The sequence below is a fragment of the Cupriavidus alkaliphilus genome (assembly GCF_900094595.1).
In the GTDB taxonomy this organism is placed as follows: Bacteria; Pseudomonadota; Gammaproteobacteria; order Burkholderiales; family Burkholderiaceae; genus Cupriavidus; species Cupriavidus alkaliphilus.
This window is the reverse complement of sequence record NZ_FMAD01000002.1, coordinates 192,695-216,389: the sequence shown is the minus strand read 5'-3', so window position 1 is coordinate 216,389 and position 23,695 is coordinate 192,695. Positions and strand designations below refer to the sequence as shown.

The following is a 23,695-nucleotide window of genomic DNA, read 5'->3' as shown; positions in this document are numbered from 1 at the left end:
TAAAACCCCCACTGGTGAAACAGTATTGCGCAGCATCCGCCGCAATACAACTGGGTTTTCTCCTAGAACCCCACTTCGGGGCAATCCGTGCGCAGCGCGTCCGGATACGACAACGCGGCCTCCGGCGCTTGCCGGAGACCGCGTCTGACGGTCATGAAGCCGGGGTCCGGGGCGATTTATTGCACTGCACCATACGAGTGCCTCGACCCGGGCCTGCCTGCCCCGATCAGGGGTACAGGCCGCGCATTTCGCGCGCCTGCAGGATCCGCGTACAGGCCACGATGAACGCCGCCGTGCGCAGCGTCACCTTGTTTTCCTGTGCCACTTGCCAGATTGCCCGGAAGGCTTCTTGCATGATCCGTACCAGGCGCTGGTTGATCTCTTCCTCGGTCCAGAAAAAGCTGGAGAAATCCTGCACCCATTCGAAGTAGGACACGGTCACGCCGCCGGCGTTGGCGATCACGTCCGGGCAGACCAGGATATTGCGCTCGCGCAGGATGTCGTCGGCCTGCGGCGTGGTCGGGCCGTTGGCGCCCTCGATCACCAGCTTTGCCGTGATCTTCGGCGCGTTTTCGGCGGTAATCTGGCCTTCCAGCGCGGCCGGGATCAGGATGTCGCAGTCGACTTCCCAGAACTGCTCGCTGCGCAGGACTTCGCCGCGGAAACCGTCGATGGTGCCGCTGTGCGAGGCGTATTCCATCATCGCCGGCACGTCCAGGCCGGCCGGGTCGAACAGCGTGGTGCGGTGGTCCTGCACTGCCACCACCTTGGCGCCGGCCTCATGGAACAGCTTGGCGGCCACGGCGCCAACGTTGCCGAAGCCCTGCACCGCCACGCGCGCGCCCTTGACTTCGAGGCCGATATTGCGCGCGGCCTCGGAGCCGACCACGAACACGCCGCGGCCGGTGGCCTCGTGGCGGCCCAGCGAGCCGCCCAGCGAGATCGGCTTGCCGGTCACGACGCCGGTCGAGGTGCTGCCCGAGTTCATCGAATAGGTGTCCATCATCCACGCCATCACCTGTGCGTTGGTGTTGACGTCCGGCGCCGGGATGTCCTTGCTCGGCCCGATGATGATGTTGATTTCGCTGGTGTAGCGGCGCGTCAGGCGTTCCAGCTCGGCCTGCGACAGCGTGCGCGGGTCGACGCGGATGCCGCCCTTGGCACCGCCGTACGGCACGTTCACCGCCGCGTTCTTGACCGACATCCAGGCCGACAGCGCCATCACCTCGGACAGCGTCACGTCCTGGTGGAAGCGCACACCGCCCTTGCCCGGGCCGCGCGACAGGTTGTGCTGCACCCGGTAGCCCTCGAAATGGGCGATGGTGCCGTTATCCAGCTCGATGGGAACGTCGACGATCAGGGCGCGCTTGGGGCGCTTCAGGGTCTCGACCCAGCGCGCCAGCGAGCCCAGGTAGGGCGTGACGCGGTCGACTTGCTGCAGGTAGATACCCCAGGGGCCGAGGTTGTCGGCGTTGAGGTAGGACGGAAGTGCGTGCTTTTGGCCAGCAATGTTGGTCGGTGCTGCGGAAGACATCGGGTGGGTTCCGGGGTGGAAGATGGGCGCAAGCTTAGGCCTGGCGGCCGCTCGGAATCCAATGCCGTTTGTTCATCGGGTTATGCAGGACACGCATAACCTTGGAGCAATCCCTCGCTACGCCGAAGTCAACGTCCCCCACACCTGGTCCACCAGTTGCCGCTTGCGCCGTGCCCCGGCGCGCCGTTCCCCGCCGTTCTCGCCCGGCTTCTCCCGATACAACCGGATTTCCATGTCGATCGACAACGGCAGGCCGCGCGCCGACTCGGCCCGCACCAGCCGTCCCGCCGCGACGTCTTCGCGCACCGCGCTTTCGGGCAGGAAGGCCATGCCGTGGCCGGACAGCGCCATCACCTTGAGCGCCTCGGCCATATCGGTCTCGTAGCACTTGTCGAGCTTGAGCGCCTCGGCGGTTTCGGCCAGCAGCAGGTCGACCATGCGGCCAAGGAAGGCGTTGGGCGTATAGCTGAGGAACGGCACCGGCTTCTTGTCGGTGCCCGGCAGCCGGAACAGGGGCTTGCCGGCGGCGTCCGGCACGCTGTAGGGCGACAGCCGTTCGGTACCGAGCACCAGCATGTCGTACCGCGCCGGATCGAGCTGGATGGCCTGGCGCGCGTGGTGGTAGACCATCACCAGGTCGCAGCCGCCTTCGACCAGCATCAGCACCGCGTCATGGACGTTGAGCGCACGCAGCCGGCACGGCAGCGTGCCGAGCTTGCGCTCCAGCGCCTTGAGCCATTCCGGGAAGAAGGTCAGCGACAGCGTGTGCGGCACCGCGAATTCCAGCACCTGCGCGTTGGCCGAGCGCTGGCCGCGCATCAGCGCGCGGGTCTCGCTGACCTGCGCCAGCATGGCCAGCGCCTGCTCGTAGAACACCTTGCCGGCCGGGGTCAGGCTGGTGGGATAGCTCGAGCGGTCGATCAGCTCGGTGCCGACCCATGCCTCCAGCGACTGGATCCGGCGCGAGAACGCCGGCTGCGTGACATGGCGCAGCTCGGCCGAGCGCGAGAAGCTGTGCGTCTCGGCCAGGCTGACGAAGTCTTCAAGCCATTTGATTTCCATGACGCGGATTATCCACCGGCGCGCGGCGCTTCGCCAGCCACCGCCTCAGCCCCGGTGGGCCCAGCCGGTCATGCGCTTCTCGACCACCGCGAACAGCTCGTACATCGCCATCGCCATCACCGCGATCACCACCAGGCCGGCAAACGCCAGCGGCATCTTCATGGCGGAGCCGGCCGACACCAGCAGGTAGCCGATGCCTTCGTTGGCGGCATTCATCTCCGACACCGTGGTGCCGACAAAGGCCAGCGTGATCGCAACCTTGAGCGAGGCGAAGAAATACGGCAGCGCGCGCGGCAGGCCGACCTTGAACAGCACGTCGCGCCGCTTGGCGCCGAGCACGCGCAGCACGTCTTCCAGTTCCGGCTCGAGCGTGGCCAGCCCGGTGGCGATATTGACCATGATCGGGAAGAACGAGATCAGGAAGGCGGTCAGGATGGCCGGGCCCGCGCCGAGCCCGAACCACACCACCAGGATCGGCACGAAGGCGGCCTTGGGCAGCGCGTTGAAGGCGGTCATCAGCGGGTAGCTGGCGGCGTAGAGCAGCCGCGACGAGCCCATCGCCAGCCCGAGCAGCACGCCCACGCCGATGGCCACGGCAAAACCCACCATGGTGGTCCAGAAGGTGCGCCAGGCATGGCCGGCGATCACGTCGGCGTAGTCCACCAGCGCGGCCACGATCGCGGACGGCGTCGGCAGGATGAAATCGGAGACATCGAAGGCCATGCACGCGCCCTGCCACAGCAGCAGCACCGCAGCCAGCAGCAGCCACGGCGCCACGCGCTGCACGCGGCGCTCCTGCGCGGAAGTCAAAGTCATCATCATCGTCGGGTCTCGGTGTTGGCCTCAGTGTTGGCGCACATGGCCGATCTTCTCGCGCAGCGCGTGCACCAGCTCGGCGAAGGGCTCGGTATAGGTCAGTTCCAGATCACGCGGCCGCGGCAGGCCGATCTCTTTGCGCATCACGATGCGGCCGGGGCGCTGGCTCATCACGTAGACCGTGTCGGCGAGGAACACGGCCTCGCGCAGGTCATGCGTGACCAGGATTACGTTGAAGCGCTGCGCCTGCCACAGGTCGCGCAGCACGCACCACAGTTCCTCGCGGGTGAAAGCGTCGAGCGCGCCGAACGGTTCGTCGAGCAGCAGCATGCGCGGCTGGTGGATCAGCGCGCGGCAGATCGACGCGCGCTGCTGCATGCCGCCGGAGAGCTGCCACGGGTATTTGTCCTCGTAGCCGCCCAGGCCCACGGTATGCAGCAGCCGGCGGGCGCGGTCGACGTACTCGTCGCGGCGCGCGCGCAGGGTCGAGCGGTAGGGCTCGACGATCTCCAGCGGCAGCATCACGTTGTCGAGCGTGGTGCGCCACGGCAGCAGCGTCGGCGCCTGGAACGCCATGCCCACCTGCTTGAGCGGCCCGCTCACCTTCTGCCCGGCAACCTTGACGATGCCGCGCGTGGCGGGTTTCAGGCCGGTGGCCAGCTTCATGAAGGTGGATTTGCCGCAGCCGGACGGGCCGACGATGGCGATGAACTCGCCCGGCGCGGCCTGCAGCGACAGGTCTTCCACCGCGAACTCGCCCTGGCGCGCGAGCGTGTCGTCATAGGCCAGCCAGACCCGGTTGAAATCGACGAAGGGCTCGACGGGCGCGGTCGCGGCAGTCGCGGCAGTCGCGGCGGCCGGCATGGATTCAGCCAGGCGCGCCATCATCGCAGCACATCCAGTTCGGCCGCGCTCGGCAGGTACGCGTCGGTCCACAGCGCATCGGCGTTGATACGGCCCTTGGTGCCGAAGGCATCGGCCACTTGCGAGGCCATCAGCGACAGGCGGGGCTTGCTGATGCGGCCAAAGCCCTCGGCCCTGGCGTCGGGCGACCTGACCACGCTGTCCAGCGCCAGCTTCAGCCGGCGCGTTTCCAGCTTCTCGTCGATGATGCCGTCGCGCACCTTGAGCGCGCGGATGCCCTCTTCCGGACGAGCGATCACGTCGCGCGCCGACTTGCTGAAGGCACGCAGGAATGCCTTCACCGCCTCCGGGTTCTTCTTGATGAATTCCTCCGACGCAATCACGGCGTTGCCGTACAGCTTCACGCCGAACCGCGGGTATGGCAGCACCACGATGTCTTCGTCCTTCACGCCGCGCGCATTCAGGTTCAGGACCGACGTGAACGAAAAGCCGGTGATGGCATCGAGGTCGCCGCGCACCAGCATGGTTTCGCGCAGCGTCGGGTCCATCGCCTGCCAGTTGAACGACGATGCCTGCAGGCCGTTGGCCCGGGCGAAGATCGGGAAGGCGCGGCGACCGGCGTCGAATACCGGCGCGCCCAGGCGCTTGCCGGCCAGGTCCTTCGGCGCGCGGATGCCCGACTTCTTCAGTGCCAGGATGGCCGCGGGCGTGTTGTTGTAGACCATCATCACGGCCACCGGCTTGTTCTTCGCATCCGGATTGTTGCCGTAGAATTCCATCACCGACGACATGTCGGCGAAGCCCATGTCATAGGTGCCCGAGGCCACGCGGTTGACCACGTTGCCCGAGCCATTGCCGGCATCGATCGAGACTTCGAGCTTTTCGGCCTTGTAGTAGCCCTTCTGCTCGCCGAGCAGGAACAGTGCCGCCGGCCCTTCGAAGCGCCAGTCGAGCTGGAACCTGACCTTGGTGGCCGCGGCCTGCGCATGGGCAGCACCGGCGAATTGTGTCGACAGCACCAGGCTGGTGCCGAGCATCGCGCCCAGCTTCAGAAGGCGGCGGCGTGCCGGAGCACGGGACGGACGTGCGGCGGGGTTACTGGCGTTCTCGCTGACAGCCGTAAAAACGTCGGGCGACACTTGCGCAGCGCGGGATTGGGGCATGGCATCTCTCCGTGGATAGTGATTTCGGAGGGATCCGTCCGCAAGGGACATGCCAGCCTTGCAGGCCCCGTTTCAGGGCGTGCCCGCGCGCGATTGTCGAACCAGAAATGGGCGCGGCGATTGCCGCAGCGGCATCGTCGGCAGCGATTGCCGACAATCCGCGCCGCGCCCTGGTGCAAGCCGGCGCGGCGGATAGCGGCTCAGGCGTCCTGGGTGGCGTCGCCCACGTCGAGTGCGAGCGCCTCGCCGCCGACGGCGTCGCCGCCCCTGGCGGCGGCGCGCGCCTGGATGTCCCACATCTCGGCATAGCGCCCGCCCGCGCGCATCAGCTCGGCATGAGTACCGCGCTCGACGATGCGGCCGTGGTCCATCACCAGGATCTGGTCGGCATGGACCACCGTGGAGAGCCGGTGCGCGATCAGCAGCGTGGTGCGGTTCTGCGCCAGGCGCATCAGCTCGGCCTGGATCGCCTGCTCGGTGCGCGAATCCAGCGCGGAAGTGGCCTCGTCGAACACCAGCACCGGCGGGTTCTTCAGCAGCGTGCGCGCGATCGCCACGCGCTGCTTCTCGCCGCCGGACAGCTTCAGGCCGCGCTCGCCTACCGGCGTGTCGTAGCCCTGCGGCAGTTCGCGGATAAAGGCGTCGATCTGCGCCGCCTGCGCCGCGGCGATGACTTCGTCGCGGGTCGCTTCCGGGCGGCCGTAGGCGATGTTGTAGTAGATGCTGTCGTTGAACAGCACGGTGTCCTGCGGCACGATGCCGATGGCGCGGCGCAGGCTGTCCTGGGTGATGGCGCGGATATCCTGCCCGTCGATCTCGATCGCGCCGCTGTTGACGTCGTAGAAGCGGAACAGCAGCCGCGCCAGCGTCGACTTGCCCGAGCCGCTGTGGCCGACCACGGCGGTCGTGGTGCCGGCCGCGATATCGAAATCCACGCCATCCAGGATGGTGCGGTCCGGCTCGTAGCCGAAGCGCACGTCGCGGAACCGCACCTGCGCGCCGTTGACCTTGAGCGGCTGCGCGCCCGCGGAGTCGGCCACCTCCTGGTTGGTGCCCAGCAGCACGAACATCCGGTCCATGTCGGTAGTGGCCTGCTTGATCTCGCGGTAGATCACGCCGAGGAAGTTCAGCGGGATATAGAGCTGGATCATCAGCGTGTTGACCAGCACCAGGTCGCCCAGCGTCAGCTTGCCATCGACCACGCCCACGGTGGCGCGCCACAGGATCAGGATCAGCCCGACCGCGATGATGACCTGCTGGCCGAAGTTCAGGAAAGACAGCGAATTCTGTGAGCGGATCGCCGCGGCGCGGTAGTTGAGCAGGTTCTCGTCGTAGCGCCGGGCTTCGTATTCCTCATTGCCGAAGTACTTGACGGTCTCGAAGTTCAGCAGCGAATCGATCGCCTTCTGGTTGGCGCGCGAGTCCAGCTCGTTCATCTTGCGGCGGAAATGCGTGCGCCATTCCGTCACGACGATGGTGAAGACGATATAGCTGACCAGCGCGCAGCCGGTGATCGCCGCGAACCAGATGTCGTAGTGCAGCACGAAAAAGCCGATCACCAGCGCCATCTCGACCAGCGTGGGCAGGATGCTGTACAGCGAGTACGAGATCAGCGACTGGATGCCGCGCGTGCCGCGCTCGATGTCGCGGCTCATGCCGCCGGTCTGCCGGTCCAGGTGGAAGCGCAGCGACAGCGCATGCAGGTGCCGGAACACCTGCAGCGCGATCTCGCGCACGGCGCTCTGCGTGACCTTGGAGAAGAGGATTTCGCGCAACTCGGTGAACAGCGTCGCCGACAGGCGCAGCATGCCGTAGGCGACGATCAGCCCGACCGGCACCACCAGCAGCGCGCGCGGGTCGCCGGCGGCGATGTTCATGCTGTCGATCAGGCGCTTCATCAGCACCGGCACGCCCAGGTTGGCCACCTTGGCCGCGACCAGGCACGCGAGCGCCAGCATCACGCGCCACTTGTAGTGCCAGACGTATGGCAGCAGGTTGCGGACGGTCTGCCAGTCGCTGCGGGGGGCGCGCTGGCCGGGAAAGAGCTTGACCGAGGCGGGGTCGGGGGCCTGCTCGGCGGTCGTGGAATAGCGGCGCATACGTTAGAATTCGGGCCAATGCGCGATTGTCGCAGGAATCGCATTGCGCGGCAGGCGAAGGGTTTTTCGTCGCGGCCGGCGCCCCTCTTCGGAAGTCCACCCGCATACCGTCATGAACGCTCCCCATACCGTCCCCGCCCTGCCCGCCGGCAAGAATCCCGCCCTGCGCGTGGTGCCGATGCCCGCGGACGCCAACGTACATGGCGACGTGTTCGGCGGCTGGATCATGTCGCAAGTGGATATCGCCGGCTCGATCCCGGCGGTCGAGCGCGCGCAAGGGCGCGTGGCCACCGTCGCGGTCAATTCCTTCCTGTTCAAGCACCCGGTGTTCGTCGGCGACCTGGTAAGTTTCTACGCCGACATCGTCAAGACCGGCCGCACCTCGATCACGGTCGAGGTCGAGGTCTATGCGCAGCGCATGCGGCACAGCAACGAGATCGTCAAGGTGACGGAGGCTACGTTGACGTATGTGGCGACGGACGAGTCGCGGCAGCCGCGGGTGTTGCCGACGGCTTGAGGGTCTGACGGCTCCTGATCGTCGATGGGTGTGCCCCCTCTCCCGCTTGCGGGAGAGGGAGAACACCTTGCTAAGGCAAGCTCGAGCGGCGTGGGCGCATCAGACACCGCTCTCCTCTTCCACTCAGTCGCAGCCACTCACTCAAACTTGGAGAAATCCGGCTTCCGCTTCTCGAAGAACGCGCTGAACGCCTCCTTCGCCTCCGGTGCCACCAGCATGCGCCGGAACACCGCGCCTTCGTCGGCCATCTGCTTTTCCACTTCAGCCACCGCGCCCGATTTCATCAGCCGCTTGGTCTCGCGCAGCGACGAAGCCGGCAGCGCCGCCAGCTTGCGCGCCTGCTGCAGCGCGACGTCGTGCAGTTCCGCCCCCGGCAGCACACGCGTCACCAGGCCGATCTCGAGCGCTTCCTGCGCGCTGAACGCCTCGCCCAGCATCAGCTTCTCGGCGGCGCGCTGGTAACCGACCAGGCGCGGCAACAGCAGGCTCGACGCCGCCTCGGGGCAAAGCCCCAGCTGCACGAACGGCAGCGACAGCTTGGCCGTGTCCGACGCGTAGACCAGGTCGCAATGCAGCAGCATGGTGGTGCCCACGCCGACCGCCGCACCGCTGACCGCCGCGACGATGGGCTTGCTGGCATGGCTGATCTGGTACAGGAACTGGAACACCGGCGCCTGCTCCGCGCCCTCGCCCGCCGTCGGCGGGCGCTGCATGAAGTCTTCCAGGTCATTGCCGGCGGTAAAGATCTCAGGCTTGCCGCGCAGCAGGATCACGCGCACATTGCGGTCGGTCTCGGCCGCGCGCAGCGCGTCGGCCAGCGACTGGTACATCGCCGCGGTGATGGCATTCTTCTTGTCGATGCGGTCGAATTCGAGCGTCAGGATGCCCTGCTCGATGCTGGTACGGATGCTCATGGTGTCCTCGTCTGTGGGATTTATTCGAAAGGTGGCGGCGATGCGGAAAGATAGCTAAGGCCGAATGCCCGCGCACCGACATTCAGCGCCACCGTCAGGCTCATCGGCGCCAGCATCAGCTCGACGCCCTGGCTGCGCGCGACCTGTGCCAGCGACTGGTAGGCCGGCATCGCCCGCACGTCATCGAGGGGCCCGGCGTAACAGACCGAAATCGCCGGCACCAGCAGGTCACCTGCGCGGATACATTGCCCGGCATGCTCCAGCACGCGGCGTGCGCCCTCTTCCGAGCCGCGCGCCCTGGCGATGGCTTCGGTATGGCCGCGATGCATGCGCACCACCGGCCGGATATTGAATGCGCTGCCCATCATGTAGCGGCCCCAGGTGATGCTGCCCTCGCCCTTCTGGCGCGCGCGGGTGTACATGTAAAGCAGTTCGTCCGGCACCAGGAACATGTGGGCGGCATCGCGCAGGCGCGTTTCAACAGCCTCGCTCACTGCCTGCGGGCTGGCGCCGCCGATGGCCATGCGCGCGGCCTCTCGCACGATCAGCGCCTGGCCCGGACCAATGGCACCGGTGTCGATCACGGTCAGGTCGAACAACCCTGAGCGGCCGGCTTGCTTGCGCAACCGCACGCTGCGGGCCACGGTGCCGATCACGGCGCCGCTCGCATGCGCATACAGCTTGCTGCGCGCGCTGGCGATGGTGAGCAGGATGGCGCGGTCGCATTGCGTGACCACATTGCGCAGCAGGTGTTCTTCCAGCTCGCGTTCGAGCAGCGGAATGGATTCGGCGTAGTGGTCCTGGCGGCCGACCAGGTATTGCCGGTAGAGCGTGGGCAGCGCGTCTTCGTCGCGCGTGTCGGCGACAAAGCGTTCGCCCGCGCGGATGCGGAACGGAATGGTGTGGACCTTCAGCGCGGCCATGATGTCGCGCGGCAAATCGCACGCGGCATCGGCCAGGATGGCTGTCTCCTGCATATTGTTGTCTCCTCCCTGCTGGTGACCCGCGCTCGCGGGCGGCAGCCCCCGGTACTGCTCTCTTCACCTGACAGAAGGGCGGGACGGTCCCCCCGGGAAACCGTCCCGCAGGCGCGTTTATACGCGCTCGAAGATGCCTGCGGCGCCCATGCCCGTGCCGACGCACATGGTGACCATGCCGTACTTCAGGTTGTGGCGGCGCAGCGCGTGCACCACCGTGGCCGAGCGGATCGCACCGGTGGCGCCGAGCGGATGGCCCAGCGCGATTGCGCCGCCCATGCGGTTGACCCTGGCGGGATCGAGATCCAGGTCGCGCATCACGGCCAGCGATTGCGCGGCGAAGGCCTCGTTCAGCTCGATCCAGTCGATCTGGTCCTGCGTCAGGCCGGCGGCCTTCAGCGCGGCCGGGATCGCTTCCTTCGGACCGATGCCCATGATCTCGGGCGGCACGCCGCGCACCGCGAACGAGACGAAGCGCGCCAGCGGCACCAGGTTGAACTGCTTGAGGATCTTTTCCGAAACCAGGATCAGCGCGCCGGCACCGTCCGAGGTCTGCGAGCTGTTGCCGGCGGTGACGCTGCCCTTGTTGGCAAACACCGGGCGCAGCTTGCCGAGGCCTTCCAGCGAGGTTTCAGGCCGCGGGCCTTCATCCAGCGAGATGGTGCGCGTCTTCACGCTGACCTGGCCGCTGGCGAGGTCGGGGAAGCGCTCGACGATCTCGATCGGCGTGATCTCGTCCTTGAACTCGCCGGCCTGCTGCGCCGCGATGGCCTTCTGGTGCGAAGCGAGCGAGAACGCGTCCTGGTCCTCGCGGCTGACCTTCCATTGCTGCGCCACCTTCTCGGCGGTCAGGCCCATGCCGTAGGCAATGCCCACGTTCTCGTCGCGCGTAAAGATATCCGGCGACATCGACGGCGAGTTGCCCATCATCGGCACCATGCTCATCGACTCGATACCGGCGGCGATCATCACATCGGATTCGCCCACGCGGATGCGGTCGGCCGCCATCGCCACCGCGCTGACGCCCGAGGCGCAGAAGCGGTTGACGGTGATGCCGCCCACGGTGTTGGGCAGGCCCGAGAGCAGCGCGCCGATACGCGCCACGTTCAGGCCCTGCTGCGCTTCGGGAATGGCGCAGCCGACGATGGCGTCCTCGATCAGCTTCGGGTCCAGGTCCGGCACCTGTGCCACCGCGGACTTCAGGATGGTGGCCAGCAGGTCGTCCGGGCGCGTGTTCTTGAACGCGCCCTTGGGCGCCTTGCCGATCGGCGAGCGGGTGGCCGCAACGATATATGCGTCTTGCAGTTGTTTCATGATCTCGGTTCCTCGCTAGCCTGATTAGTTGCGCACCGGCTTGCCGGTCTGCAGCATGCCCATGATGCGCTCCTGCGTCTTGCCGGTTCCCAGCAGGTCGACGAAGGCCTTGCGCTCCAGCGTCAGCAGCCAGTCTTCGCTGACCAGCGAGCCGGCCTCGACGTCGCCGCCGCACACCACTTCGGCGATGCGGGTGGCGATCAGGAAGTCATGCGCGGAGATAAAGCCACCGTCGCGCATATTGACCAGCGATGCCTTGATGGTGGCGATGCCCGAGCGGCCGGCCACCGGGACCAGCGCCGGCAGCGGCGCGCGGTAACCGGCGTCGGCCAGCGCGCGCACTTCGTTCTGCGCCACGTGCAGCAGCTCATGCACGTTGAAGACGACCTTGTCGGACGGCTGCAGGTAGCCCATCTGGCGCGCTTCCAGTGCCGATGCGGATACCTTGGCCATCGCCGCGCTCTGGAAGCGGCTGGTCAGGAATTGCAGGTAGTTGGTGCTGCCTGCCGCCTGCGCGGCGCGTGCAGCGGCCAGCGCGGCTTCCTTCAGCCCGCCGCCGGCCGGGACCAGGCCCACGCCGACCTCCACCAGGCCGATATACGTTTCGAGCGCGGCCACGCGCGCAGCCGAATGCAGCATCAACTCGCAGCCGCCGCCCAGCGCGATGCCCGACGCCGCCGACACCACCGGCACCGCGGCGTACTTCACGCGCATCATCCCGTCCTGGAATTTCTTCACGAACGGCTCGATGCCCTTGGCGCCGCCCATCATGAAGGCGGGCATCGCCGCTTCCAGGTTGGCGCCGGCCGAGAACGGGCCGCCCGGCGCGCCCAGCTGCAGCGAGGTCGGCTGCCACACCACCAGGCCCTTGTAGCCGGCTTCGGCCAGGTCGATGGCGCGGGTCAGGCCGTCGATCACGTCCGGCCCGATGGTGTTCATCTTGCTCTTGAACGAGACCACCAGCACATCGTCCTGGCCCTCGCCCACCCAGATGCGCACCGCATCGTTCTCTTCGACGGTGCGGCCGGCCTTGCGCGGATCGGCAGCGGCGGTGCCCTGGATCGCGGCGCGGAAGGCCTGGCGCTGGTACACCGGCAGCGTGCTGCGCGCGACGAACGATTGCGTCGCGGGCGACCACGAGCCTGCCGCCGCGTGCACACCCCGGTTGTCGGCAACCGGGCCGGAGAATACCCACGCCGGCAGCGGCGCGCCCGACAGCGCCTTGCCGCCCTCGACGTCTTCCTTGACCCACTCGGCCACCTGCTTCCAGCCGGCCGCCTGCCAGTCCTCGAACGGACCCGAGTTCCAGCCGAAGCCCCAGCGGATCGCCAGGTCGATATCGGCGGCCGAGCCGGCGATCTGCTCCAGGTACACGGCGATGTAGTGGAACACGTCGCGGAACACCGCCCACAGGAACTGCGCCTGCGGGTTGGTCGACTCGCGCAGCAGCCGGATACGCTCGGCCGGTTCCTTCTTCAGCATGCGCACCACGATCTCGTCGGCCTTCTTGCCGGCATCGACGTACTGGCCGGTGCTGGCATCGAGCACCTTGATGGCCTTGCCTTCCTTCTTGTAGAAGCCGGCGCCGGTCTTCTGCCCGAGCGCGCCCGCGTCGACCAGGCCCTTGAGCACCGCCGGGGTCTGGTAGACCGGCGCGAACGGGTCGTCGTGCAGGTTGTCCTGCATGGTCTTGATCACGTGCGCCATGGTGTCGAGACCGACCACGTCCGCGGTGCGGAAGGTGGCGGACTTGGCGCGCCCCAGCTTGGAACCGGTCAGGTCGTCGACCACGTCGAACGGGATGCCGAACTTCTGGGCCTCGGCGAACACCGCCAGGATCGAGAAGATGCCGACACGGTTGGCGATGAAGTTGGGCGTGTCCTTGGCGCGCACCACGCCCTTGCCGAGCGTGGTGGTCAGGAAGGCTTCCAGCTGGTCGAGGATCTGCGGCTGCGTGGTCGCGGTCGGGATCAGCTCGACCAGGTGCATGTAGCGCGGCGGGTTGAAGAAGTGGACGCCGCAGAAGCGCGACTTCAGGTCCGCATCGAACCCGTCGGACAGCGCGGTGATCGACAAGCCAGAAGTGTTGGTCGCAAAGATCGCGTGCGAGGCCAGGTGCGGCGCGACCTTCTTGTACAGGTCGTGCTTCCAGTCCATGCGCTCGGCGATCGCCTCGATCACCAGGTCGCATTCCTTGAGCAGCGCGATATCGTCTTCGTAGTTGGCGGCCTGGATCAGGCCGGCCTCTTCCTTCAGGCCCAGCGGCGCGGGCGACAGCTTCTTCAGGTTCTCGATGGCGCGCAGGGCGATGCCGTTCTTGGGGCCTTCTTTTGCGGGAAGGTCAAACAGCACCACCGGCACGCGCGCGTTGATCAGGTGGGCGGCAATCTGCGCGCCCATGACGCCGGCACCCAGCACGGCGACTTTCTTGACGATGAAATTGGACATGCTCGCTCCTGGATTAGTGAGCGTTAGACAGATGCAAGGCCACCGTTCCCGGGCGGGAACGGCGGATAGAGTCGACTCAGAACAGGTCTGCGTCCAGCGCCATCAGCGACGCCGAACCCGCGCGCGCCTTGCGGATCTCGCCGGCCGTTTCCGGCAGCAGCCTGGCAAAGTAGAAGCGCGCGGTGGCCAGCTTGGCGGTGTAGAACTTGTCGCCGCTGCCCTGCTTCTCCAGCGCGACCTTGGCCATGCGGGCCCAGAAGTAGGCAAACACCAGGTGGCCCACCACGCGCAGGTACGGCACCGCGGCGGCGCCGACTTCGTCGGCGTTGCCCATCGCCTTCATGCCGATTTCCATGGTCAGCTTCTGCACCTTGTCGCCCAGGTCGGCCAGCGGGTTGACGAACTCCTGCATGGCTTCGCTGGTGCCTTCGGCCTCGACGAATTCCTGCACGATCTTGCCGAAGGCCTTCATCCTGGCGCCCATGTCGCCCAGGATCTTGCGGCCCAGCAGGTCCAGCGCCTGGATGGTGTTGGTGCCTTCGTAGATCATGTTGATGCGGGCGTCGCGCACGTATTGCTCCATGCCCCATTCGGAGATGTAGCCGTGGCCGCCGAACACCTGCATGCCCTCATTGGTGGCGGTGAAGGCGTTGTCGGTCAGGAACGCCTTGATCACCGGCGTCAGCAGCGCGACCAGGTCGCCGGCCTGCTTGCGCACGGCCTCGTCCGGGTGCGACAGCTCGCGGTCGATCTGCAGCGCGGTCCAGTAGCTGAAGGCGCGGCCGCCCTCGGCGTAGGCGCGCTGGGTCAGCAGCATGCGGCGCACGTCGGGGTGCACGATGATCGGGTCGGCGGCCTTCTCGGGCGCCTTGGGACCGGTCAGCGCGCGCATCTGCAGGCGGTCCTTGGCGTAGGCGACCGAGTTCTGGTACGCCACCTCGGTCAGGCCCAGGCCCTGCGCGCCCACGCCCAGGCGCGCGGCGTTCATCATCACGAACATGGCGTTCAGGCCCTTGTTGGGCTCGCCCACCATCCAGCCGCGCGCGCCGTCCAGGTTCATCACGCAGGTGGCGTTGCCGTGGATGCCCATCTTGTGCTCGATCGAGCCGCACTGGATGCCGTTGCGCTGGCCCGGGTTGCCGCTGGCATCGGGGATGAACTTGGGCACCACGAACAGCGAAATGCCCTTGGTGCCGGCGGGCGCGTCCGGCAGGCGCGCCAGCACCAGGTGGATGATGTTCTCGGCCAGGTCGTGCTCGCCGGCTGAGATGAAGATCTTGGTGCCCGTGATCAGGTAGGAGCCGTCGGCCTGGGGCTCGGCCTTGCTGCGCAGGATGCCCAGGTCGGTGCCGCAATGCGGCTCGGTCAGGCACATGGTGCCGGTCCACACGCCGGACACCAGCTTGGGCAGGTAGGTCTGCTGCAGCTCGGGGGTGCCGTGTGCGTGCAGGGCCTCATAGGCGCCGTGCGACAGGCCCGGGTACATGGTCCAGGCCTGGTTGGCCGAGTTCAGCATCTCGTAGACCACGTTGTTGACCACGATCGGCAGGCCCTGGCCGCCAAAAGCGGGATCGCACGCCAGCGCCGGCCAGCCGGCCTCGACATACTGCTGGTAGGCTTCCTTGAAGCCGGTGGGCGCCTTGACCACGCCGTCGCCGACGTAGGTGCAGCCTTCGCGGTCGCCCACCTGGTTGAGCGGGAACACCACGTCCGCGCAGAACTTGCCGGCTTCCTCGATGACCTGGTTGATGGTGTCCGCGTCGATGTCCGCGTGCGGCGGCATCGCCTTGAGTTCGGCTTCGGCGCCGAGCAGTTCATGGAGCACGAACTGCATGTCGCGCAACGGTGCGGTGTACTGGCCCATCAGAGACTCCTTGGAGTTGTGCGATGCCGCCACGCCGCCCGTCCCGCTTGCGCGCGACGGCCCGACCGGGCGACCTCAGGTACGGTAAGACTGAATCAGTTTGTTGAGCGCGACCATGGCAAGCTCGGCGCTGTCAGGCAGGCGCAGGAAACGGGCGTCATGATGCAAGCCTAGTTCAAGGCTGTACATCTCGAACAGCATCAGGCGCGGATCGCAGTCCGCGCGCAGATGCCCCTCTTCCTTGGCCTGGTTGATGGCCCGGGTCAACGCTGCCCGCCAGATGGTGACGCTCTTGACCAGCTCGTCACGCACCAGGCTGCCGGCACGGTCGTCGTACTCCACCGCGCCGCTGATGTAGATGCATCCCGTCGTCACTTCCTGGATGCGCTTCTCCATCCAGCGCCGCACCATCGACCACAGCCGGGGCAGTCCGCGCGGCTCCTGCAGCGAGGGATAGAACACCTCCTGCTCGAACCGGCGGTGATACTCCCGCACCACCTCAACCTGCAGGTCCTCGCGCGAACCGAAATGCGCGAAAACGCCGCTCTTGCTCATCTGCATGCGTTCCGCGAGCAGCCCGATGGTCAGACCTTCGAGCCCGTCGCGGGACGACAATTCCAGTGCGGCATCCAGAATCGCCACGCGCGTCATCTCGCCCTTGCGCATGGGCGAGGGTGACGAGGCGGCGGATTCGAGACGGGCTGACTGGTGTCGCATGTTTTTTCTCCGTTCTGCGGGGCCTGTCGCGGCTCCGCGTATGACCCTGACGTTGCATTCATTGCTTGCGGGCGGCCGGCGGATTTGCCGGTGCATACCGCGAATGCACGCAGTCTAAGCCAAAAAAGAACGGTCGTTCAGATTATTCTGGCGCGGCACCTGCCCATCAAGCTTTTAATTAGACCGCTGTTTCTAAACGGACTGCAATGCAGCATGTCCGCCAGCCGCGATGCTGCAACCGGTTTCAGCATTGGCGTTGCCGCATGGCAGCAAACGCACACCGGGCAACGCGGCGTTTCAGTAGCGGCCGGTGACGCCGGCGATGATCACGCCGAGGCGCAGCAGCATATAGGCCGCCCAGTTGCCCAGCCGGTGCAGCGGCGAGCGCCGCGCGTGCACATCGGGCAGCACGCGCACGCTGCGGTGCGCAATGGCCCGCTCCAGCGCTTCGCGCAGTTCAGCGGCGAAGGCCGCATCATAAACGGCAACGTTGGCCTCGCGCGCGAGCAGCAGGCTGAACGGGTCCATGTTGCTCGACCCGACCGTGGCCCAGGCCTCGTCGACCACGCCGACCTTGGCGTGCAAAAAGCTCTCGGCGTACTCGTAGATCTCGACGCCGGCCTCGAGCAACGAGGCATAGAGCGCATGGGTGGCGTAGTGTTGCAGCCGGTATTCGACCATGCCCTGCAGCAGCAGCCGCACGCGCACGCCGCGCTCGCGGCACGCCAGCAAGGCGCGCCGCATCTTGTGGCCGGGCAGGAAGTAGGCGTTGGCGAGGATCACGTCGTGGCGCGCCGCGCCCAGCGCGCGCAGATATTCGCGCTCGATGGTGCGGCGGTTGCGCAGGTTGTCGCGCAGCAGCAGCGCGGCGCGGATGCCGCCGCTCGCTTCGGGGCGCGGCGGCAGGTCGGTCACCAGCGGGTAGTCGGCGACCGTGGCGGCGCGCTCGCTGCCGCGCGCCTCGCGCAGCGACAGCCGCCACCACAGGCGCTCGGACGACAGCGCGATGCGGTCCACCAGCGGCCCGCTGACCTGCACCGCGAAGTCGTAGCGCGGCCCCAGGTTGGCGCCTTCGAAGGGCCCGTGGTTGTGGTCGTCGATGATGTTGATGCCGCCGACAAAGGCGATGTGGCGGTCGATCACGGCGAGCTTGCGGTGCAGCCGGCGCAGGTGGCGCCGCGCCAGGCGGAAGCCGCGCAGGGCACGGTAGACGCGCAGCCGCACGCCGCCCGCGCGCAGCCGCCCGGCCAGCTCGGCGGGCATGTCGCCGGCGCCGAAGCCGTCCACCGTCACGCGCACCGCGACCCCGCGCGCGGCGGCACGGATCAGCGCATCGGCAACGGCGCGGCCGACCTCGTCGTCGGCATAGATATAGGTTTCCAGCATGACCTGGAACGCGGCCTGGTCGATGGCGGCGATCAGCGCCGGGAAGAAGTCCTGGCCGCCGTGCAGCAGCCGCACCGTGTTGCCGGTGGTGGGCCTGCCGCGGCGCCAGGCCCAGCGCAGCATGTGGTGGCGATAGGTCGGCTCGCCGGTGGTGGCGGTGTCGTGCACCGGGGCGTCCTCGGCCTGGGCGGAGTGGGAGATCCGTGACATGCCGTGATTATCGGACAGTTTGCGGCGCGCAAGGCGCCGCCTGCACATTGGCGCGCGGAACTCTGCTATCGTCGATGCCGATGCGCTGCGCCGATACCGGCGTACAGGCAGACTCCCGACGCCCCTACGGAAACCATGGTGAAGGTATTCGGCATTACCGGCTCGTCCGGCAGCGGCAAGACCACGCTGCTGGACCAGCTCATCCCCTGCTTCGTCGGCGCCGGCCTGCGCGTGGCCGGCGTCAAGCACACCCACCACGGCTTCGATCCCGACACGCCCGGCAAGGATTCGTGGCGCATGCGCGCGGCCGGCTGCGCCAACGTCGTGCTGGTCGGCGCGCGCCACCTGACGCTGATGCGCCACTACCCCGAAGCCGTGCCTTCGCCGGAACTAGACGATGCGCTCGCGGTGCTGCCGCCCGATACCGACCTGGTGCTGGTGGAGGGCTACAAGCGCAGCGATTTCCCCAAGCTGGAAGTCTTCCGCCCCGCGCTGGGACGTGCGCCGCTGTGGGACGAGGTGCCGGGCGTGGTGGCGGTCGCAACCGATGACCCCGCCACCGTCGCCGCCATGACCACGCTGCCGGTGCTGGACCTGAACGATGCGCAGGCGGTGTTCGCCTTTATCCGCGACTATTCCCCGCCCGCCGGCGACGGCGGCACCGCCTGACTGCGTGCCGGACCAGGTCCTCACGCAGCCTTGTCGGCGGGCGCGTCCCGCTCCACCATTTCGCCCAGCGGATGGCCCAGTTCCGCCACCAGCGGCACGTGGTCGGAGCGTTGCGCCCAGTCGCGGCCGGTTAGCGCGTGGGCGCGCTCGATCTCGTAGCCGCGCACATAGATGCGGTCGAGCTGCCACCACGGCATATGGCTGGGGAAGGTATGCAGCCGCGCGCCGCGCGCGTGCGACGCTTCGACCGCGCCCAGCGTATTGCAGATCTGCGCATCGAGCCGGTGGTTCCAGTCGTTGAAGTCGCCGGCGATCACCAGCGGCACGCCGGCCGGCACCACGTTCTGCACCCGCTCGACCAGCGCCTCGGCCTGGCGCGCGCGGCTGCGCGCGAACAGGCCGAAATGCACGCAGATGAGGTGGGTCTCGACGCCGTGCACGTCCGCCACCGCGTGCAGCAGGCCGCGCTGCTCGAAGCGGTGATCGGAGATGTCGAGGTTTTCGGACATCAGGATCGGATGACGCGACAGGATCGCGTTGCCGTGATGGCCGTAGTCGTAGACCGCATTGCGGCCGTAGACCGAATGCGGATAGGCGTCGGTGGCGAGGTAGTTGAGCTGGGTGTGCTCCGGATCGAACAGCGCCGCGGCCACCAGGCGGTCGTTGCGGTCCTGCACTTCCTGCAGGAAGACGATGTCGGCGTCCATCGCGTGCAGGCCGGCACGCACGTTCTGGATGCGCGGGCGCCGCGCGATGCCGGTCACTCCCTTGTGGATGTTGTAGGTGACCACGCGCAGCTTCATGGCTGCCCTCCGACGGCCGCGTGGCGGCTGGCATCGCTTTCCGTCGGGCCCGGCGCGCCGGCAACGCCCGCGCGCCACGCCAGCTGGCGGATGGCGTCGGCATTGCTGCTGGAAAAGCATTGCTGCGCCGCCTGTTGCCATGGCAGCCACTTGTATTGCAGGTGCTCGCGTGGCGCCAGCGTCACCGGCAACGCCTCGGCCACGCGCAGGCCGAACCAGTGCTCGGTATTGCGCGTCACGCCTTCGGCGTAGCGGTGGCGCCACTGCGGGTAGATGTCGTACTGGATGGCATGACCCCAGTCGGTCAGCTGATGCTCGCCGGCGATGATGCCGGTTTCCTCGGCGACTTCACGCGCGGCGGTCAGGGCCAGGGGTTCGTCCAGGGTGTCGAGGCTGCCGGTGACGGACTGCCAGAACCCCGGGCGATCGGCGCGTTCCAGCAGCAAGACTTGAAGATCTGGCGTGTAAATCACCACCAGCACGGATTCCGGGATCTTGTAGGACATGGGTCTGGGCCAAAGGACAAACCCAAGGATAGCGCAGGCGCGCGCGCTTGCCACGGGAAAGCGCCGCGGCGCCTGCGCGCGGGCGCCGCAACTTCCGGGCGGATCAGGCGGCGCTGCGCGCGCCCTGCATGCCGTGCGGGGCCAGGTAGGGCTCGGTGCTGCCGTGGCGCTGCCAGGTGTCGAACACCTGCGGCGATTCCCCATGGCCCCAGGCCGCGCGCAGCTGCTCCATCAGCGGCGCCAGCGCGTGGCGGTAGCGCTTGGAGGCGGCATGCGCGTGGGTGGCCAGGGCCTCGGCGCGCAGCCGCGCTTCGCCCTGCAGCCGCGTGCGCTCCTGCGCGATTTCCTTCTCGCGCTGGCCCAGCGTGTTGTACTTCTGGATCAGGAAGCGCTGGTAATCGCCGCCATCCATGCCCTGCGCCGCCTGCGCGTTGACCTGCTCGAAGCGCAGCACGATGCTGCCGGTTTCCTGCTCGATATGGGCGACCTCGGCGTCCAGCGCCTGCAGCGCCTCCTGCACGCGCTGGGCGTCGCGGCGCAGGGCCTGCACCTGCGCGGCCTCGTCCTCGAACACGCGCTGCGCATCGAGGTAGGCCTGCACCACCGGTTGCGGCGCCACCACCAGCAGCGGATCGGCGCCGTCGGCGCGCTGGCCGGCAAGCAGGGCGTCGTCGGCCAGGCGCAGGTTGCCGAGCTCGTCCAGCCAGCGCCCGCGCGTCATCACCACGCCGACGGTGTCCAGCGCCAGCCGGCGCAAGGCTTCGGCGCGCTGCATCTCGACCGGTTCGGCCGCCGCCTGGGGCGACGCCGCCTGCACCGCATGGGCGATATCCGGCACGCACGCGGCCACCGTGGTGGCCACCGATTCGGACATGGCCTGCGCCGCGCGGCGCTGGGCGCGGCGCAGCTCGAAACGGGCCAGCAGCATCATGATCAGTCCCGCGGCCAGCCAGGTCAGGATGGTTTCCTGGTGAGCCAGCAGGAACTGGCGGATCAGTTCGGTATCCAGGTTCAGGTTCACGAATTTCCTCCCGAGTGCCGGGAACCTTCATGACAGGGCCCCTCGGCAAATTGCGTGTCGAATTACGGATCAAAGGGAGAAGACCGGCCTGCCGCCCCCATCGTTCCGACCGGTAACAAATCGAAACCAATGCGCCGGGTGCCGGCATTGCGCATAAAGAAAAAAAGCCGCGCAATCGCGCGGCTTTCTTGCGGCCAGAGCCACCCGGGACCGTCAGGCGTTGGGCTTGGGCTCGGCGGCGCGCAGGCGGATATGCAGCTCGCGCAGCTGCTTCTCGTCGACCGAGCTCGGCGCCTGCGTCAGCAGGTCCTGGGCGCGCTGGGTCTTGGGAAAGGCGATCACGTCGCGGATCGAGTCGGCGCCGGCCATCATCGTGACGATGCGATCCAGGCCGAAGGCCAGGCCGCCGTGCGGGGGCGCGCCGTACTGCAGCGCGTCGAGCAGGTAGCCGAACTTGGCGCGGGCTTCCTCGTCGTTGATCTTGAGCGCGCGGAACACCTTGCTCTGGATGTCCGAACGGAAGATCCGCACCGAGCCGCCGCCCATTTCCCAGCCGTTCAGCACCATGTCGTAGGCCTTGGCCAGGCACTTGCCCGGGTCGGTCTCGAGGTATTCCAGGTGCTCGTCCTTGGGGCTGGTGAACGGGTGGTGCATCGCCACCCAGCGCGCGTCTTCCTCGTCGTACTCGAACATCGGGAAGTCCACCACCCACAGCGGCTTCCAGGCGTCCTCGAACAGGCCGTTGGCCTTGCCGAAGTCCGAATGGCCGATCTTCAGGCGCAGCGCGCCGATCGAGTCGTTGACCACCTTGGCCTTGTCGGCGCCGAAGAAGATGATGTCGCCGTCCTGCGCGCCGGTGCGCTTCAGGATCTCGGCAATGGCGGCGTCGTGCAGGTTCTTGACGATCGGCGACTGCAGCCCGTCGCGGCCCTTGGCCACTTCGTTGACCTTGATCCAGGCCAGGCCCTTGGCGCCGTAGATGCCGACGAACTGGGTGTAGGCGTCGATCTCGCCGCGCGAGATGGCGCCGCCGCCCGGCACGCGCAGGCCGACCACGCGGCCGTTGTCGCTGTTGGCGGGGCCCGAGAACACCTTGAAGTCGACGTCCTTCATCACCTCGGTCAGCTCGGTGAATTCCAGCTTGACGCGCAGGTCAGGCTTGTCCGAGCCGAAGCGGGCCATGGCCTCGCGGAACTCCATCACCGGGAACCTGGCGTCGAGGTCGACGTCGATGGCGTTCTTGAACACCGTGCGCATCATGTCCTCGAACAGGTCGCGGATCTCCTGCTCGGTGAGGAACGAGGTCTCGCAGTCGATCTGCGTGAACTCGGGCTGGCGATCGGCGCGCAGGTCTTCGTCGCGGAAGCACTTGGTGATCTGGTAGTAGCGGTCGAAGCCCGACACCATCAGCATCTGCTTGAAGATCTGCGGCGATTGCGGCAGCGCGAAGAAGTGGCCCGGGTTCACCCGCGACGGCACCAGGTAGTCGCGCGCGCCTTCGGGCGTGCTCTTGCCCAGCATCGGGGTCTCGATGTCGATGAAGCCCTGCGCGTCGAGGAACTTGCGCACTTCCATCGCTACCTTGTAGCGCAGGCGCAGGTTGTATTGCATCTGCGGGCGGCGCAGGTCGAGCACGCGGTGCGTCAGGCGGGTGGTTTCCGACAGGTTGTCGTCATCGAGCTGGAACGGCGGCGTGACCGACGGGTTCAGCACCGTCAGCTCGTGGCACAGCACCTCGATCTTGCCCGAGGTCAGGTTGGCGTTCTCGGTGCCGGACGGGCGCGGGCGCACCTTGCCGGTGACGCGGATGCAGAACTCGTTGCGGATCTCTTCCGCGGCCTTGAACATCTCGGGGCGATCCGGGTCGCACACCACCTGCACCAGGCCCTCGCGGTCGCGCAGGTCGATGAAGATCACGCCGCCATGGTCGCGGCGGCGCTGGACCCAGCCGGTCAGGGCCACTTCCTGGCCCGAGAATTGTTCGGTCACCAGACCGCAGTAGTGAGTACGCATGGAGGACATAAGGAGATTCCCGGTAAAACGCGGCTGCCCGATGCGATCGGGCAGCCCGTGATCAGTTTGGAGGCTCAAGGATCGGTCGTCCGGACCGGTTCCTCGCTGCTGGACCTGCCGGCCGGACTGGCCGCACTGGACGGGGCAGCCGGCCGGGGCGCGCTGCCGTTCTTGCGCGGCAATTCCGCCGGTGCCACCACGCCCATCGAGACGATGTACTTGAGCGCGGCGTCGACGGTCATGTCGAGTTCGATGGTGTCGGCCTTGGGCATCATCAGGAAGAAGCCCGAGGTCGGATTGGGGGTGGTCGGCACGTAGACGCTGACGTATTCGCCCTGCAGGTGGTTCTGCACGTCGCCGCCGGGGCGCCCGGTCAGGAAGGCGATGGTCCACGAGCCCTCGCGCGGGTACTGCACCAGCAGCGCCTTGCGGAAGGCATTGCCCGACGACGACAGCAGCGTGTCCGAGACCTGCTTGACGCTGGTGTAGATCGGCCCCACCACCGGGATATGGCCCAGCAGCGCTTCCCACCAGCGCACCAGGCGCTGGCCGATGAAGTTATGCGCCAGCAGCCCGACCAGCAGGATAAACAGCAGCGTCAGGATCGCGCCCAGGCCGGTCACGCGCTTGCCGAACATCAGCCGGTCCGGCCGCCAGGCTTCCGGCAGCAGCGCCAGGCTCTGGTCCATCGTGCCGATGATCAGGCTGAGCACCCACAGCGTGATGCCCAGCGGCACCAGCACCAGCAGCCCGGTCAGGAACCAGGTCTTGAGAGCGGAAGTCTTCTTGGCTACCACG

The 23,695-nt window shown here is 67.4% G+C and carries 20 protein-coding genes; 2 read left to right on the top strand and 18 right to left on the bottom strand.

Annotated elements, in window-relative coordinates; translation table 11 throughout:
* Positions 1–226 precede the first annotated feature (226 nt).
* From GA0116996_RS04490 to GA0116996_RS04465, 6 genes are all read right to left on the bottom strand, one after another.
* Positions 227–1,534, bottom strand: coding sequence for a Glu/Leu/Phe/Val family dehydrogenase (locus tag GA0116996_RS04490; RefSeq protein ID WP_092307681.1), 1,308 nt, complete (start codon positions 1,532–1,534; stop codon positions 227–229).
* 117 nt (positions 1,535–1,651) lie between these two features.
* Positions 1,652–2,596, bottom strand: a complete 945-nt coding sequence (locus GA0116996_RS04485) for a LysR family transcriptional regulator (RefSeq protein WP_092307679.1) — start codon at positions 2,594–2,596, stop codon at positions 1,652–1,654.
* A 45-nt stretch (positions 2,597–2,641) separates the two neighbouring features.
* Positions 2,642–3,415, bottom strand: coding sequence for an ABC transporter permease (locus GA0116996_RS04480; RefSeq protein ID WP_174549307.1), 774 nt, complete (start codon positions 3,413–3,415; stop codon positions 2,642–2,644).
* Between the two features lie 24 nt (positions 3,416–3,439).
* Positions 3,440–4,300, bottom strand: a complete 861-nt coding sequence (locus GA0116996_RS04475; RefSeq protein ID WP_092307677.1) for an ABC transporter ATP-binding protein — start codon at positions 4,298–4,300, stop codon at positions 3,440–3,442.
* Positions 4,297–5,439: an ABC transporter substrate-binding protein gene (locus GA0116996_RS04470; RefSeq protein ID WP_208601233.1), complete on the bottom strand. Its 1,143-nt coding sequence runs from the start codon at positions 5,437–5,439 to the stop codon at positions 4,297–4,299. Before GA0116996_RS04470 ends, GA0116996_RS04475 begins: the two co-directional genes overlap by 4 nt.
* Positions 5,440–5,639: 200 nt before the next feature.
* On the bottom strand, positions 5,640–7,538 hold the full coding sequence (locus GA0116996_RS04465; RefSeq protein WP_092307673.1) for an ABCB family ABC transporter ATP-binding protein/permease: 1,899 nt from the start codon (positions 7,536–7,538) through the stop codon (positions 5,640–5,642).
* 112 nt (positions 7,539–7,650) lie between these two features.
* Between GA0116996_RS04465 and GA0116996_RS04460 the strand changes: the two genes are divergently transcribed.
* Positions 7,651–8,055 (top strand): acyl-CoA thioesterase, encoded by a 405-nt coding sequence (locus GA0116996_RS04460; RefSeq protein WP_062796782.1) that lies wholly within the window; start codon positions 7,651–7,653, stop codon positions 8,053–8,055.
* Between the two features lie 137 nt (positions 8,056–8,192).
* Here GA0116996_RS04460 and GA0116996_RS04455 read toward each other — a convergent pair whose 3' ends face one another.
* From GA0116996_RS04455 to clsB, 7 genes are all read right to left on the bottom strand, one after another.
* Positions 8,193–8,969 carry an enoyl-CoA hydratase gene (locus GA0116996_RS04455; protein ID WP_092307671.1) on the bottom strand — a complete coding sequence of 259 codons (777 nt, stop codon included), beginning with the start codon at positions 8,967–8,969 and terminating at the stop codon, positions 8,193–8,195.
* 20 nt (positions 8,970–8,989) lie between these two features.
* Complete coding sequence (locus tag GA0116996_RS04450) at positions 8,990–9,946, bottom strand: DegV family protein (RefSeq protein WP_092307669.1); 957 nt, start codon at positions 9,944–9,946, stop codon at positions 8,990–8,992.
* A 117-nt stretch (positions 9,947–10,063) separates the two neighbouring features.
* Entirely contained in the window at positions 10,064–11,263 is a 1,200-nt protein-coding gene (locus GA0116996_RS04445) for an acetyl-CoA C-acyltransferase (RefSeq protein ID WP_092307667.1), read from the bottom strand.
* A 21-nt stretch (positions 11,264–11,284) separates the two neighbouring features.
* Positions 11,285–13,708, bottom strand: a complete 2,424-nt coding sequence (locus GA0116996_RS04440; protein WP_092307665.1) for a 3-hydroxyacyl-CoA dehydrogenase/enoyl-CoA hydratase family protein — start codon at positions 13,706–13,708, stop codon at positions 11,285–11,287.
* 76 nt (positions 13,709–13,784) lie between these two features.
* Positions 13,785–15,572, bottom strand: a complete 1,788-nt coding sequence (locus GA0116996_RS04435; protein ID WP_092307663.1) for an acyl-CoA dehydrogenase C-terminal domain-containing protein — start codon at positions 15,570–15,572, stop codon at positions 13,785–13,787.
* 75 nt (positions 15,573–15,647) lie between these two features.
* Positions 15,648–16,238: a TetR/AcrR family transcriptional regulator gene (locus GA0116996_RS04430; RefSeq protein ID WP_025583452.1), complete on the bottom strand. Its 591-nt coding sequence runs from the start codon at positions 16,236–16,238 to the stop codon at positions 15,648–15,650.
* A 348-nt stretch (positions 16,239–16,586) separates the two neighbouring features.
* Complete coding sequence (gene clsB / locus GA0116996_RS04425; RefSeq protein WP_092307661.1) at positions 16,587–17,933, bottom strand: cardiolipin synthase ClsB; 1,347 nt, start codon at positions 17,931–17,933, stop codon at positions 16,587–16,589.
* Between the two features lie 90 nt (positions 17,934–18,023).
* Between clsB and mobB the strand changes: the two genes are divergently transcribed.
* On the top strand, positions 18,024–18,554 hold the full coding sequence (gene mobB / locus GA0116996_RS04420; RefSeq protein ID WP_092308382.1) for a molybdopterin-guanine dinucleotide biosynthesis protein B: 531 nt from the start codon (positions 18,024–18,026) through the stop codon (positions 18,552–18,554).
* A 20-nt stretch (positions 18,555–18,574) separates the two neighbouring features.
* Here the strand turns inward: mobB and GA0116996_RS04415 are convergent, their stop codons facing one another.
* The 5 genes from GA0116996_RS04415 to GA0116996_RS04395 all read right to left on the bottom strand — a co-directional run bounded on the left by GA0116996_RS04415 (position 18,575) and on the right by GA0116996_RS04395 (position 23,694).
* The gene (locus tag GA0116996_RS04415) at positions 18,575–19,357 is read right to left on the bottom strand and encodes an endonuclease/exonuclease/phosphatase family protein (protein ID WP_062796766.1); all 783 of its coding nucleotides are present in this window, start codon (positions 19,355–19,357) and stop codon (positions 18,575–18,577) included.
* Positions 19,354–19,863, bottom strand: a complete 510-nt coding sequence (gene nudB / locus GA0116996_RS04410; protein WP_092307659.1) for a dihydroneopterin triphosphate diphosphatase — start codon at positions 19,861–19,863, stop codon at positions 19,354–19,356. The genes GA0116996_RS04415 and nudB overlap by 4 nt, the downstream gene beginning before the upstream one ends.
* A 103-nt stretch (positions 19,864–19,966) precedes the next feature.
* Complete coding sequence (locus tag GA0116996_RS04405; RefSeq protein WP_092308380.1) at positions 19,967–20,878, bottom strand: hypothetical protein; 912 nt, start codon at positions 20,876–20,878, stop codon at positions 19,967–19,969.
* Between the two features lie 219 nt (positions 20,879–21,097).
* Complete coding sequence (gene aspS / locus GA0116996_RS04400) at positions 21,098–22,906, bottom strand: aspartate--tRNA ligase (protein ID WP_092307657.1); 1,809 nt, start codon at positions 22,904–22,906, stop codon at positions 21,098–21,100.
* A gap of 65 nt (positions 22,907–22,971) precedes the next feature.
* A complete protein-coding gene (locus GA0116996_RS04395) occupies positions 22,972–23,694 on the bottom strand; it encodes a DUF502 domain-containing protein (protein ID WP_092307655.1) in 723 nt (240 codons plus the stop codon).
* Position 23,695 lies beyond the last annotated feature (1 nt).

Excerpts from the sequence above, each read along its gene's own strand:
- GA0116996_RS04485 (WP_092307679.1), bottom strand. The coding sequence starts at position 2,596 with ATGGAAATCAAATGGCTTGAAGACTTCGTCAGCCTGGCCGAGACGCAC.
- nudB (WP_092307659.1), bottom strand. The coding sequence starts at position 19,863 with ATGTCCTACAAGATCCCGGAATCCGTGCTGGTGGTGATTTACACGCCA.
- GA0116996_RS04415 (WP_062796766.1), bottom strand. The coding sequence starts at position 19,357 with ATGAAGCTGCGCGTGGTCACCTACAACATCCACAAGGGAGTGACCGGC.
- GA0116996_RS04455 (WP_092307671.1), bottom strand. The coding sequence starts at position 8,969 with ATGAGCATCCGTACCAGCATCGAGCAGGGCATCCTGACGCTCGAATTC.
- GA0116996_RS04450 (WP_092307669.1), bottom strand. The coding sequence starts at position 9,946 with ATGCAGGAGACAGCCATCCTGGCCGATGCCGCGTGCGATTTGCCGCGC.
- GA0116996_RS04460 (WP_062796782.1), top strand. The coding sequence starts at position 7,651 with ATGAACGCTCCCCATACCGTCCCCGCCCTGCCCGCCGGCAAGAATCCC.
- GA0116996_RS04435 (WP_092307663.1), bottom strand. The coding sequence starts at position 15,572 with ATGGGCCAGTACACCGCACCGTTGCGCGACATGCAGTTCGTGCTCCAT.
- GA0116996_RS04465 (WP_092307673.1), bottom strand. The coding sequence starts at position 7,538 with ATGCGCCGCTATTCCACGACCGCCGAGCAGGCCCCCGACCCCGCCTCG.
- GA0116996_RS04470 (WP_208601233.1), bottom strand. The coding sequence starts at position 5,439 with ATGCCCCAATCCCGCGCTGCGCAAGTGTCGCCCGACGTTTTTACGGCT.
- aspS (WP_092307657.1), bottom strand. The coding sequence starts at position 22,906 with ATGTCCTCCATGCGTACTCACTACTGCGGTCTGGTGACCGAACAATTC.
- GA0116996_RS04480 (WP_174549307.1), bottom strand. The coding sequence starts at position 3,415 with ATGATGACTTTGACTTCCGCGCAGGAGCGCCGCGTGCAGCGCGTGGCG.
- GA0116996_RS04440 (WP_092307665.1), bottom strand. The coding sequence starts at position 13,708 with ATGTCCAATTTCATCGTCAAGAAAGTCGCCGTGCTGGGTGCCGGCGTC.
- GA0116996_RS04430 (WP_025583452.1), bottom strand. The coding sequence starts at position 16,238 with ATGCGCAAGGGCGAGATGACGCGCGTGGCGATTCTGGATGCCGCACTG.
- GA0116996_RS04475 (WP_092307677.1), bottom strand. The coding sequence starts at position 4,300 with ATGATGGCGCGCCTGGCTGAATCCATGCCGGCCGCCGCGACTGCCGCG.
- GA0116996_RS04490 (WP_092307681.1), bottom strand. The coding sequence starts at position 1,534 with ATGTCTTCCGCAGCACCGACCAACATTGCTGGCCAAAAGCACGCACTT.
- clsB (WP_092307661.1), bottom strand. The coding sequence starts at position 17,933 with ATGTGCAGGCGGCGCCTTGCGCGCCGCAAACTGTCCGATAATCACGGC.